Raw genomic sequence first — 12,618 nt, forward strand, 5'->3', positions numbered from 1 at the left:
TCTGTGCCGGGCTGCGATCACCGCCGCCCGGCCGCAACCTTATGCGATGGCCTTTTCCGTGTTGCTTTCGCCGCTGGAATAGACACTTTCCTTGAAAGGAAGGCCGAGGTGATCGCGCAGCGTCGCGCCTTCCAGATGCGGATCGAAATATCCGCGGCCTTGCAGCACCGGGATGACGAGGCGGACAAAATCGTCAAGCCCTTCGGCGATCACCGGAAAGCCGAGGATAAATCCATCGGCGGCGTCATGCTCCACCCAGCGGATGATTTCATCCGCCACTTTGTCTGGCGTGCCAATAAAGCCTTCGCGCGGAGTGGCGGCTTCCAGCGCCGCCTCGCGCAACGTCTGGTTCTTTTCCTTCGCCCGGCGCTTGATGCGGTCCGTCGTCGAGCGAAAGCTGTTCTTGCCGATGTCCCCAAGTTCGGGAAATGGCTCATCCAGCGGATAAACACTGAAATCATGATGATCAAAGAAGCGCCCGAGATAGGCGAGCGCATCCTCAATGGTGATGAGGTCGCGGATCACCTCATATTTCGCCTCCGCTTCCTCCTGCGTCTCGCCGACGATGGGCCCGATGCCGGGAAAAATCTTGACGTCGGCAGCCGACCTGCCCTGCGCGACAGCACTCTGCTTCACGCGCTTGAGGAAGGTCTGGTTTTCCTCTAGTGACGCAGAATTGGTAAAGACGGCATCGGCGTGTTTCCCCGCGAGGCCGATACCGGCATCGGATGAACCGGCCTGAAACACCACTGGCTGGCCCTGCGCCGAGCGCTGGATGTTGAGCGGCCCCTCCACCTGGAAGAACCGACCTTTGTGGCTGAGGGTGCGGAGTTTGGCGCGATCGAAAAACTGCCCGGTCTCGCGGTTGCGCACGAAGGCGTCATCGTCCCAGCTATCCCAGAGACCCTTGACCACTTCGAGATATTCATCGGCAATCTCGTACCGCAACGCGTGTTCCGGATGATTGCGGCTATAGTTCTTCGCCGTGCCTTCAAGCGGTGTCGTCACCGCATTCCACCCGGCGCGACCGCCGCTCAGAAGGTCGAGAGAAGCGAACTGACGGGCAATGGTGAAGGGATCGCTGTAGGAAGTCGATACCGTGCCCGCGAGACCGATCTTCGATGTGACGGCGGCGAGCGCCGAGAGGATCGTGAGCGGCTCGAACCGGTTGAGGAAATGCGGGATCGACTTCTCATTGATGTAGAGCCCGTCCGCCACGAAAGCGAAGGCGATTCCGGCCGCTTCCGCCTTCAGGGCGCTCCTTCTGAAAAACTCGAAATTGACGCTGGCGTCCACCGGGCTCTTGGGGTGTCGCCAGGCGTTCATGTGCCCGCCTGGACCCTGAAGCATGATGCCGAAACGGATTTTCTTTTTCGTCATATCATAGGTTCCTGAAAGAAAATCACGCCGCCCGTGACAGGCGGTGCGTGGCCAAAAGTTCGATCGAGGCGAGCCTTTGATCGGCCCCGACGTGAGGCGGCTCGATGATGAATTCTTCAATCCCGTGCTCTTCAGAGAGGGCGCGAAGCGCCTTGTGGATGCCCTCAGGGCCGCCGTGCAGGATGTTAGGCTTGCGCTCTTCGATGCGGTAATCAGCGTCGCCCAATTGGCGGGCAAATTCCTCCGCCTGCTCGCGGCGGCCGAGATTGAAAGCCCTGCCGTCGCTCAAGAATACCCGATAGATGCGCTGACCCTCGACCTGTCTTGCCGCATGAGCTGGGTCGCTGGCGGCAAACACGGAGAGAGCAACGATTGGCGCCCGGCCACCGCTTTCCGCGCGAAAAGCCGAAAGGCTGCGACGGAGGACGTCGGTATCGCCATTCAGATGACCGGCAAAGACGAAATTCCAGCCCTTTGAGGCGGCAAGTCTCGCGCTCTCGGGACTTGCACCCAACAAAAACCGCTCAACCGCCACTGGCGGCACCGGGGTCGCCTGTAAGCCGGCCTGTGCATGTCCTTGAGGTGCTGCGCCCGACAAAAATGTCGTAAGCTCGCCGAAAGCGGCCTCAAAATCCGGCTTGCGGTCAGGATCGTAAGCCTGCTGGAGGGCCGACGTCGCCAGCGGCAACCCGCCCGGTGTCTTGCCGACACCAAGATCAACCCGGCCCGGCGCCAGCGACGAGAGCACGTTGAATACCTCTGCAACCTTATAGGGGCTGTAATGCTGCAGCATCACGCCACCCGAGCCGACGCGGATGCGGGAGGTCTTCGCGAGGACCCATGCGACAAGCGCCTCTGGTGCAGAGCCGGCAAGCTCGGGCGAATTGTGATGCTCAGCCACCCAGAAACGCTTGTAACCCAGCTCCTCTGCCCGTCTGGCGAGGTTGATTGTGTCGCGGAACGCGCTCGCGGCGTCCTCTCCTGTCGGGACCGGGCTTTTATCCAGCAAACTGAGCGTATACATCGTCACCTCGCGCTTTTGATGGATACTTTGTCTACCGATTTTATAGACTAATAAAGGATGTTCGTTCCACGTTGCGGGGTGATCAGAGAAAATCTTGTTTCTGGATGTCCTTTTCCGCATCGCGGCCGGTGAGCGTGCAACCGCTGGACCAAAAAAGTTAAAAACAGCTTTTGCGGTCGCTTTCGACACCAAACCCATTGGAACAGGCTTGCGCGCAAAATCGCTTAAAACTACTTAGTAACTAAGGAATAACGGTAGCCGTCATGCGGAGCGTGGCGGAACACTTCTCGGATCAGGCAATGTTGACCAAAAAAGGCAAATACGGATTGAAGGCCCTTGTCGACTTGGCGCGTTTGCCGCAGGGCGAAACCGCCTTCGTGACCGAAATTGCGGCTCGCAATAACATTCCGAAGAAATTCCTGGACACCATTCTGCTCGAACTGCGCAACACCGGCATTCTGCGATCCAAAAAGGGCCCGAATGGTGGCTACTCATTGTCCAAGACGCCATCTGAGATCATGATCGGCCAGGTCATCCGCACGCTCGATGGACCGCTCGCCCCCATTCGCTGCGCAAGCAGAACGGCCTTCGAAGCATGTGACGACTGTGACGACCCAGAAACCTGTCAGGTGAGGGTCTCGATGACGGATGTGCGGGACGCCATTGCAACCATATTGGACAACATGACGCTCGCCCAATTCGTAGCAAAGGGCGGGCACGAACCGTCGGTGCTTCCAGCCATCAAATAGAACGACGAGAAGCCTCAATCTCGCTCAGGCTAAAGATGCGCCTGCAAATGGCTGAGATCGTCGTTCAGGGAAGCGATCAGCCCTGCCTCGCTGCGCCCCTCGACAAGCCCGAGACGCGCCATCAAAATTTCAAGCGCAATGGCGTTGTTGCGGACGGAGCGATTTGTCACATTCTCCGCTCCAACCTGGGCGGCATCGATGTTGCCCGCCAGACTCGTCATCTGCGCCTTCAAGAGTTCGATGGCGAGAAATATTTCCCCAAGCATGGGTCGCGCGGCACCCTCATCCGCCAGTCGGTCGATCAGGAGCGCCTCAAGCTCACGCTGCTTCTGCCCGAGGACTACCGCGGCCTTCAAAAGTGTTGCAACGGAAGCGGCGAGGCTGCCTGCATCCTGCGCAAGAACGGCGACATGATCGGCGAGCAGCCCGTGTCGTAAGGACTTGCGGTGATGACGCATGACGACAAGACGCTGCTGACCCGCCTTGTTGACGGCCGGAACGACGATCCAGTGGGCCTCACCCGTTATTGACCCCGCGACCTCATCTGGAAGCGTCAGGGCGTCATCATCGTCGTTGACTTCGACCGCCGCATCCGGGTGCGACGCGAATTGTGCTGAGGCGAATGTCTCGCCCCTATCAAGACGGGAAAAAAGGGACTTGCGCTGTTCCTCACTCCCTGCATTCCGGATGAATTCAAGCGCAGTAAAATGTTCAACGAGGTCATGCGCAGCAGCCGTATCGGCCTTGGAGATGATGGCGATCGCTTGCGACAAAACATCGTTGGTTGTATCCGCCCCGCCAAATTCCTCTGGGACCGAAAGAGAAAGAAGGCCTGAACGCGCGATCCGAGCACGGATCTGCGCGCCGCTTTCGAAGACGCAGTGCGATGCAATCGACCGGGCAACGCCGAGAACATCGACGTCCGCGCCGAGGCGTGGAGGAACGAAACGACGTGTTTCGCCAAGAGGCGTGACAGATCCCATGCTCAACTCCCCTAAAAACGACTGAGCGACAGCGACCGACGATCGCGTCAGTCTACTGAATGATATCGCCCGTTCTGGTAAAGCAGCGAGTGACCGGAGCCGATGCGGATCGCCTCCACCTTGCCGATGACGATGACATGGCTATGGCGCTCGATCGCTTCTTCGATGGTGCAATCGATTGCAGCAACGGCATCTTCGAGGATCGGCGCACCGCTTGCTAGCCTTGTCCATTCCGCGCCACGATATCGCTCGGTTCCCTTTAGCCCGCCAATTCCCGCGAATTGATTGGCCACGAACTGATGGGGGGTGCCGACGATGTTGACGGCAAAATGGCCGAACCGCTCCACCACAGGCCATGTGGACGATGAACGGTTGAGCGCAACAAGAATCCGCGGCGGATCGACTGACAGCGCCGTTGCCGACGTTACCGTAGCGCCCGTACGCGCATCGCCCTCGCCCGCCGTAATAACGCTGACGCCGCCTCCGAGCGTTCTCAGGGCTGCCTTCAGGCTGTCGGCATCGGCTGCCCTGCCCGCCACCGGCTCCCGAAGATTGATGAATTGTTGATCCTTGGCCGCATATTGCAATGTCATCACATGGCTCCCGAAACAGCTGAATTCTCTACAGCTAACAGCCGGGAAGGGGACAGAAATAGACATCATTTTCCATAATACTATTAGTCTATAGAAATAATGTTTTTTAAGCCTGCGTCACGCCTTCCGCCACTCTGAAACCGCTCAGGACCCCGAGACAAGCTTCACATTACCGCCGTGGCCGCCGCCACCGAACGCCTGCTTGGCGCCAAAGGAAGATCGGATTTCATTTCGCGGTCCCGCAAGGCCGATCTCCGGAAACAGAAGTTCAGAGATGCGATAGGCTTCTTCCAGGTGCGGATAGCCGGAAGCAATGACCGTATCGATGCCGAGTTCCTGATATTCCTTAAGCCGCGCTGCCACCGTCTTTGGTGATCCGACCAGCGCGGTACCCGCGCCAGACCGCACGAGGCCAATCCCCGCCCACAAGTTGGGAGACACTTCCAGCTTGTCGCGCCGACCATTGTGAAGCGCCTGCATCCTCGCCTGCCCGACGGAATCCGATGCCTTGGAGAAAACCTCCTGAGCGGAGGCGATCGTCTCGTCGGAAAGCTTTGAAATCAGCTTGTCCGCATCGGCCCAGGCTTCCTCGTCAGTCTCACGCACGATGAAATGCAAACGGATACCGAAGGTCACCTTCCGTCCCCTCTTGGCGGCGGCAGCGCGCACCTTGGCGATTTTCTCCGCCACCTGCGCCGGCGGCTCGCCCCAGGTCAGGTACTTATCGGCAAGACCAGCCGAAAACTCGATGCCGGCATCGGAAGAGCCGCCGAAATAAAGCGGCGGGCGCGGCTCCTGCACCGGCGGCAGGCCAAGCTTTGCGTCGATCGCCTTGATGTAGTTTCCATCGAGGTGTGCCTTGCCGGTCTCGATCAGCGAATTGAACACCTGGAAGAACTCGTCGGCGTGATCGTAACGCTCATCATGTGGCAGGAAAATGCCGTCACCGGCCAGTTCCTGCGCGCTGCCGCCGACCACGATGTTGAGCAGCAGTCGGCCGTGGGAAACGCGATCGAGCGTGGAGGCAAGCCGCGCATAATAGGCAGGTGATGCCACGCCCGGGCGAATGGCGACGAGGAACTTCAGTTTTTCGGTGTAAGCGGCAAGATTAGCCGCCAGGATGAAGGATTCCTCACATGCAACGCCAGTAGGAATAAGGACGCCGGAATAACCAAGCCGGTCGGCGGCCTGCGCAATTTCACGGAAATAGCCAGGGTCAGAAGGGCGCGACAGATCGTCCGAGCCGAGATAGCTGCCATCGCCTGACGAGGGTATGAACCATAAAAAATCGAGAGGGGTATCGCGCGTGCTCATTGACTGGTCCTTTGCAAAATGCCCTCGGGCAATGCGACGTGTTGAGAAAAGGGTAGCCACTTACCCGTCGTATTGAAGAAATGTCTTTCCAATTTCGAACGGCGGAAGAGAGTTTCTCACCTATGCCGCTGCTGCCCTGAAGAAAGAATTGAGCTCTTTTTCTGGCGCCGAAAACACCGGATAGAGCCCGAACGTGCCCCAAAAAACCCGTTTCAGGACGCTCCAACGTCAGCCGGCAAATTCTCGCCCTGTCCCACCGTTCTTGAGAACGGCCGGGGCCTCGGCGTTGTCGCCTCCACGCTCGTCTTCAATCGCTCAAAAAGAGCATAACCTTCAGGCCACCGCCCATGGCCGCTTGCGATGTTGATATGCCCGGCCGCACCAAGACTGGTAACATTGCTGCCCCACAGTCGCGCGGTCTGCGCAAGCTGCTCGCCATTCATATATGGATCGTTCGTGCTACCCACGATAAGGCTTGGGAAGGTGAGCCGCCGTCTCGGAAAAACGCCAAAGCGGACGATGCAGGGATGCATCGTCTCAACGCGATCGAGATGGGCAGGCGCAACGAGAAGCGCTCCCTTGATCTTGGTGGCGAAGGGCCGTGAAGCCGCGTTCGCCACCAGCAGGCAACCAAGGCTATGGGCAACGATGTATGCCTTGTCCACCGTTGCCAGCGTTGTCTCCAGACGGTCTATCCAGTCTTCAAGAACAGGGCACTGCCAATCGTCCTGTTCGACCAGCGTGGCCTCGGGATTATCCCGGAGCCAGTGCCGTTGCCAATGCCCCTCATTCGAGCCGTTCAAGCCGGGAACAATCAAGGTCGTACACATGCCTGCTCCATGGATGTGAATGATGTCGCGAGCATCGCGAACTTTTCGCTGAAAGTACACGACGACAGTACTCAACTTGCTTCACGTCCCGAAAAAATGATCTAGAAATTATGGATAAAGCATAATTAGATTTTTTCAGAGGCGACGCATCCCCAACATATCGGAAAATATTACTCATAATTTGTATATAGAAAATATATGCAATATGGACCTCCTCGACAGAAAGCTTTTCCTCTACAGCGCTACAAAAGAAATATCGCGTTGTCGCGGCAGGACCGCCGGTTTGCCATTCTGATCACTGAGAGGACCGCGCGTTCGAACCGTGGCACGTGGGCTTATGGTCATGAAATGGTAAGTCGGGCGAATGGATATGAGCAGAACGGGCGAATTTCTCTGGTACATTCCCAACGACGTCACGCCCGGCCATCGCGGCGACGCCGTCAGCGAAAATCACAACAGCCTGGATACATTAACGAACCATGCCATCGCTCTGGAGGCACACGGGTGGAAGGGCGCTCTACTCGGCACGGGCTGGGGGCGACCGGATACCTTCACGGTCGCGGCGGCGCTTGCGGCCCGCACCACCACCTTCGAGCCGCTGATAGCCATCCGCCCCGGCTACTGGAAGCCTGCCAATCTTGCATCCGCTGCCGCCACGCTTGATCAGCTCTCGGGCGGAAGAGTGCGGATCAACGTCGTCTCCGGCCGGGACGAACTTGCGGCCTACGGCGACGAAGAGGGCGATCAGGCGCAACGCTATGCGCGTACGAAGGAATTCATGCGTCTGGTGCGGCGGCTTTGGACCGAGGAATCCGTTACCTTCAATGGTGACCATTTTCGAGTAAAGAACTCCACCGTCCTACCCCGCATCGCTCCACGCAACGACCGGCCGCACCCGAAACTTTATTTCGGCGGCGCCTCGGATGCGGCTGAGCAGGTTGCCGCAACCGAGGCCGACGTGCAGCTTTTCTGGGGGGAACCCCTTGCTGGCGTGCGCGAGCGGATCGAAAGGCTGAGGCACCTCAGCGCAGCACTCGGTCGGGATCTCCCGCCGCTGCAGTTCGGACTGCGTATTACCACACTGGTGCGGGAAACAACGGCGCAGGCGTGGCGGGATGCAGAAGCGAAAGTTGCCGAGATGGCCGCCAGCAACGGCGTCCGCTGGAACGACCACCTGCAGGCAATAGCGGTCGGCCAACGCCGCCTGCTGGAACTCCACCATCAAGGCGACGTGCTTGATGATAATCTTTACACGGCCCCGGGGAAATTCGGCGGCGGTGGCGCCGCAACGACGTGGCTGGTCGGTTCGGCGGAAGATGTCGCCGCATCGCTTAAAAAATACCAGGCGCTGGGCGTCAGCCATTTCATCCTTTCGGATACGCCCTATCTGAAGGAAATAAAGCGGCAGGGCGACGCCCTCCTGCCGCTTCTGCGGGACTGAGAGCGTCAGCCCGCTATCTTCAAGGGCGAGGTATTTTTATTGAGCTGTGGCAGGATCGACGCGAAGTCAGATAGGATCTGACGATAGTCCTCAGACTGGAACTCGTAAGGCAACTCCAGGCGGAACTCCGAGACATGCGGCAAGACCGGATCGCGCGAGAGAGTTTCCAGGATCTTTTCGGTAGAGCCGACGATATCGGGCAGGAAAAGCGTGCGGCGTGCACCATGTGGTGCGCGCGTGCGCTTGTCGCGCTCCGCAACGAACTCCGCGTACCGGCGCCGGGTCGCGGGGCTGGCGCTGTCGGTCGGCAGGATAACACGGCCGAGAGCGACACGCGGCGGGCGCTCATGGGCCCATTCTCGCCTGAAGCGGGAAAGGAGAGCAGCCTGGGCCGTCAGAAAATCGTCGGTGTCTTCACCACTAACGATATTTCCAGTCAGGAGATTAAACCCGGCCTTGCCGGCCCAGCGGGCGGAATTCTGGGATCCGCCGCCATACCACAGCCGGTCTGTTAGCCCCTCGGCAAAGGGCCGCAGACGCGGGACCTGCGCACCGGCCGCATTACCCGCCTCCGTATCGCTGGACAAGGGTTGCGACCTGAGCGCCGCGGCAAGCTTTTCGGCGCGGGCGTGGCTGTAATCCGCCTCGGGAGCGTCGTCTACATAGTCCGAGATGAGATGTGCGAACGGCGGCGGACCAACCGACACCCCAACATTCAGCCGACCACGCGAGAGAACATCAACTGTGGCCAGATCTTCGGCCAGTCGAAACGGGTTCTCATAACCCAGCTGAATGACGGCGGCGCCTAGTCCAATCCGTTTCGTACGCTGCGACGCGGCTGCAAGAAAGGTGGCCGCCGAGGATACGCCTCGCTCCAAGTGACGCTGCCGAACCCAGGCGCTATGAAATCCGAGCGCCTCGCCAACCTCGAAAAGCCCCAGTGTTTCCTCGATCCCCCGCCCCGGATCGTCGTCCAGATAATTGCCGGGCACGAGAAAGGCGAAGTGTGAAATATGGGAAAGTGGCATGGCGATGCATCCGAGTACGAGTGTAAATCTTCTGGGCGACACAGAGGCGGCCTCCTTGTAGCGGGACAACCTCGAATACGCCGACTAGTCTCCAAGCTTGCATCACGGCGCCCCCACTGGCGCGGCATGTTTGTTTATACTCCTCGCAACCGTTGAAAGATCGTTGCGCGATTTAATAGTCTACTAAAATTATCGATTACTGGCCGTCAGCCGGTGAACTCCGATATACGTCACCCGTTCAGGCCGGCCGTGTCGCTGCGCCTGAAAAGGCCTTTATTCCTCGCTCCACAGGAGGTTCGGATGCTCGCGAAAGCTTCCGACTTTCTGGTTGTCCCATAGGGTGCCCGGCTCTCAGGCTGTCGGCCTGCTACGGGCATCCGGGCCCTTTGGCTCGATCGTATCTGCGGCGGCGCCCTTCATGCCTCGCAGGCTCCCTCGCCTTCTATCGGCGGGCGCCCGCTTAGCCGTCAGGCTTCGCTACCCCAAACGAAAACCTTCGACGAGGACAGTCAGGCGGCAGCCATGGTGGAACTGCTTGAAAAGCGGTTTCGATATTCTCCCGGCGAAAGGCCGAGGACACGGTGGAAGACGCGGCGGAAGGCGGCGGCATCCTCATATCCGACTGACCATGCGATCTGGTCCACGGAACGACGGGTGAACTCCAGCAATTCCCGCGCCTTGCCAACCCGCAGGTGCTGTACGTATTCGATTGGTTTCATGCCCGTCGCAGCCTTGAAGCGACGCAGGAAAGTGCGCTCCTCCAGCCCGGCATGGGTCGCCATGTCGCTAACGCTTGTCGCGCGCCCGGCGCGGGCCTGCAACCAGTGCTGCACCTTCAGGATCGGTTCGTCGCCATGCGTCAGTCTCGGGGCGAAGCTGCTATAATGGCGCTGTTCCCGCCCGGCAGGATCGATCAGCAGGAACTTGCCCGTCTCGATCATCACCGAGGGGCCCAGCAGCCGGTCGACGATGCGCAGGCCCAGATCGGTCCATGCCATCAGCCCGCCGGCCGTGATGATATCACCGTCCTCGATGACGACCTTGTCTATGTCGAGACGAATATCGGGAAAGCGCTCCCGAAAGAGCTCCGCAAAAAACCAGTGCGTCGTGGCGGGACGGCCTGACAGCAGCCCGGTCGCAGCGAGAAGAAACGAACCGCCGCAACTGGCCGCCAGCGTGGCACCCTGGGCGTGGCGATCAAGCAACCAGCGGGCGTAAGGCTCGGCTTCGTCAATCTCAGCAGGTCCGGTCAACCTGCCGGGAACCACCAAGATATCGGGATGCCCCGCTTGTCCCGGATGGGTGTCATGACAGCGTGAAAACTCGCCGTCGTCATCCATGCTCCAGTGGCTGACCCGCAATCTCGGCCCGCCGCGATCCTGCGAAAAAACCGATGCGATCGCAAAAAGATCGGTGATGCCGTGAACCATGGCGACCTGACAGTCCCGATAGAGGACCAGCCCCACCTCCAGCGCGCTTCCCGAGATCCCCGCCATGCCCCTCACCCCCGTTTTGTCAATTTTGGCCCGCTTTCTGTCAGAAGCGCCAATCCAGTGCCCGCCGCCCAAAGAGTATCTCTATTCCCACGGGACGCAAGCAAGCTCCCTGCAACAGGAGAGAGAGCGATGACAACGATAACCACCAGAGACGGAACACATATTTTCTATAAAGACTGGGGCACCAGGCACGGCCAGCCCATCATCTTCTCCCATGGCTGGCCGCTCAGCGCCGACACCTGGGATGCGCAGATGGTGTTTTTCGCCAACAACGGGTTCCGCACCATCGCCCACGACCGCCGCAGCCACGGGCGTTCCGACCAAGTCTGGCACAACAATAACATGGATCAATATGCCGATGACCTGTCCGAGCTGATCGAGCAGCTTGACCTTCACGACATTATTCTCGCCGGTCATTCCACGGGCGGTGGCGAAGTTACCCGTTATGTGGGCCGGCACGGTACGGCTCGCATCGCAAAAATTGCCCTCATCGGCGCCGTACCACCACTGATGCTGAAGACGGAGAGCAATCCCATCGGCCTGCCGATCGATGTTTTCGACGGCATTCGCAAGGGCACCTACGATAATCGCAGCCAGTTCTTCAAAGACCTGACCATCCCCTTCTACGGCTACAACCGGGAAGGCGCCGTGATTTCGGAAGGCATTCGCGAGGAATTCTGGCGTCAGGGCATGATGGGCGGGCTGAAGGGTCAACTCGACAGCATCCGCGCCTTTTCGGAAAGCGATTTTAATCAGGACCTGAAGGCCTTCGACAAACCCACGCTGGTTCTGCACGGCGATGACGACCAGATCGTACCGGTCGGTGCTTCCGCCCTTTCGACCGTCAAGATCGTCAAACATGCGGTTCTCAAAATCTATGAGGGCGCCGATCATGGCCTCACCCAGACCCACCAGGATCGGTTCAACGCCGATCTGCTTGCCTTCATCCAGGACTGAAACCACGCACACAGGAGACACGGACATGTCGCAGAATACATTTCTCATTACCGGCGCATCCGATGGCATCGGCGCCGTCTATGCCGAACGTCTGGCAAAACGCGGCCATGATCTCGTTCTCGTGGCGCGGCGCGCCGAAAAACTGAAGGCACTCGCCGCGCAGCTGGAAAAGGATCACCCCATTGTTGTCGAGGTTCTTTCCGCCGATCTGTCACGCGCAGAGGACCTAGAAAGGGTCGAAAGACGGCTGCGCGAAGATCATGACATCACCGGCCTCGTCAACAATGCCGGCATAGCCGGGGACGGAGCGATTACGGCGCTGGACCCGGCCTATGTAACGACGATGATCAACCTCAACATTCTCGCCGTGACCCGCCTTGCGGCCGCCATCGCCCCCCGCCTTGCCGACAGCGGAAACGGCACGATCATCAACATCACCTCCGTCACGGCGCTGATGCCCGCGGCATTCACCGCAGTCTATCCTGCCACGAAAGCCTTCGTGCTGGCCTTCACCGAGGCGATGCAGGCGCAGCTCTCACCTTCGGGCGTGCGGGTGCAGGCGGTCCTGCCCGGCATCACCCGCACCGCGATCTGGGAAGAGGAACGGCTCGACGCCATTCCGGCCTCCATGGTCATGGATGTTTACGAGATGGTGGATGCCGCCCTTGCCGGTCTCGATCTCGGCGAAACGCTGACTATTCCATCGCTGCCGGATACGACCGATCTCGACAATTTCCTCGCTGCGCGTGCAGCGCTGCGGCCCAACCTGTCACATGCACGTGCCGCCAGCCGGTATCACGCCATAAAATCCGAATAGAGGAGG

12 protein-coding genes are annotated in these 12,618 nt (G+C 59.4%); 4 read left to right on the forward strand and 8 right to left on the reverse strand.

Annotated features, from left to right (window positions below; translation table 11 throughout):
• Window positions 1-39 precede the first annotated feature (39 nt).
• On the reverse strand, window positions 40-1,380 hold the full coding sequence (locus tag FS804_RS11060) for an LLM class flavin-dependent oxidoreductase (RefSeq protein WP_144576628.1): 1,341 nt from the start codon (window positions 1,378-1,380) through the stop codon (window positions 40-42).
• Window positions 1,381-1,402: 22 nt separating this feature from the next.
• Window positions 1,403-2,404 carry an LLM class flavin-dependent oxidoreductase gene (locus tag FS804_RS11065; protein ID WP_144576629.1) on the reverse strand — a complete coding sequence of 334 codons (1,002 nt, stop codon included), beginning with the start codon at window positions 2,402-2,404 and terminating at the stop codon, window positions 1,403-1,405.
• Between the two features lie 299 nt (window positions 2,405-2,703).
• Here FS804_RS11065 and FS804_RS11070 point away from each other — a divergent pair, with 299 nt between their 5' ends.
• Window positions 2,704-3,153 (forward strand): Rrf2 family transcriptional regulator, encoded by a 450-nt coding sequence (locus FS804_RS11070; RefSeq protein WP_144576630.1) that lies wholly within the window; start codon window positions 2,704-2,706, stop codon window positions 3,151-3,153.
• A gap of 29 nt (window positions 3,154-3,182) precedes the next feature.
• On the opposite strand, the gene FS804_RS11075 is transcribed toward FS804_RS11070, so the two are convergent.
• From FS804_RS11075 to FS804_RS11090, 4 genes are all read right to left on the reverse strand, one after another.
• Window positions 3,183-4,136 carry an acyl-CoA dehydrogenase family protein gene (locus FS804_RS11075; protein WP_144576631.1) on the reverse strand — a complete coding sequence of 318 codons (954 nt, stop codon included), beginning with the start codon at window positions 4,134-4,136 and terminating at the stop codon, window positions 3,183-3,185.
• Between the two features lie 47 nt (window positions 4,137-4,183).
• The gene (locus tag FS804_RS11080) at window positions 4,184-4,729 is read right to left on the reverse strand and encodes a flavin reductase family protein (protein WP_063950462.1); all 546 of its coding nucleotides are present in this window, start codon (window positions 4,727-4,729) and stop codon (window positions 4,184-4,186) included.
• A 144-nt stretch (window positions 4,730-4,873) separates the two neighbouring features.
• On the reverse strand, window positions 4,874-6,043 hold the full coding sequence (gene ssuD, locus FS804_RS11085; RefSeq protein WP_144576632.1) for an FMNH2-dependent alkanesulfonate monooxygenase: 1,170 nt from the start codon (window positions 6,041-6,043) through the stop codon (window positions 4,874-4,876).
• A gap of 212 nt (window positions 6,044-6,255) precedes the next feature.
• Window positions 6,256-6,873 (reverse strand): alpha/beta hydrolase, encoded by a 618-nt coding sequence (locus FS804_RS11090; RefSeq protein WP_144576633.1) that lies wholly within the window; start codon window positions 6,871-6,873, stop codon window positions 6,256-6,258.
• A gap of 370 nt (window positions 6,874-7,243) precedes the next feature.
• On the opposite strand from FS804_RS11090, the gene FS804_RS11095 reads away from it, so the two are divergent.
• Complete coding sequence (locus tag FS804_RS11095) at window positions 7,244-8,314, forward strand: LLM class flavin-dependent oxidoreductase (RefSeq protein WP_144576634.1); 1,071 nt, start codon at window positions 7,244-7,246, stop codon at window positions 8,312-8,314.
• A gap of 5 nt (window positions 8,315-8,319) precedes the next feature.
• Here the strand turns inward: FS804_RS11095 and FS804_RS11100 are convergent, their stop codons facing one another.
• On the reverse strand, window positions 8,320-9,342 hold the full coding sequence (locus tag FS804_RS11100) for an LLM class flavin-dependent oxidoreductase (RefSeq protein WP_144576635.1): 1,023 nt from the start codon (window positions 9,340-9,342) through the stop codon (window positions 8,320-8,322).
• A 509-nt stretch (window positions 9,343-9,851) separates the two neighbouring features.
• Window positions 9,852-10,838: a GlxA family transcriptional regulator gene (locus FS804_RS11105; RefSeq protein ID WP_144576636.1), complete on the reverse strand. Its 987-nt coding sequence runs from the start codon at window positions 10,836-10,838 to the stop codon at window positions 9,852-9,854.
• A gap of 129 nt (window positions 10,839-10,967) precedes the next feature.
• Between FS804_RS11105 and FS804_RS11110 the strand changes: the two genes are divergently transcribed.
• A complete protein-coding gene (locus FS804_RS11110; RefSeq protein ID WP_144576637.1) occupies window positions 10,968-11,795 on the forward strand; it encodes an alpha/beta fold hydrolase in 828 nt (275 codons plus the stop codon).
• 25 nt (window positions 11,796-11,820) lie between these two features.
• Window positions 11,821-12,612 carry an SDR family oxidoreductase gene (locus tag FS804_RS11115; RefSeq protein WP_144576638.1) on the forward strand — a complete coding sequence of 264 codons (792 nt, stop codon included), beginning with the start codon at window positions 11,821-11,823 and terminating at the stop codon, window positions 12,610-12,612.
• The last annotated feature ends 6 nt before the right edge of the window (window positions 12,613-12,618 follow it).

The organism is Agrobacterium sp. DE0009, assembly GCF_007680755.1.
Taxonomy (GTDB): domain Bacteria; phylum Pseudomonadota; class Alphaproteobacteria; order Rhizobiales; family Rhizobiaceae; genus Agrobacterium; species Agrobacterium tumefaciens_B.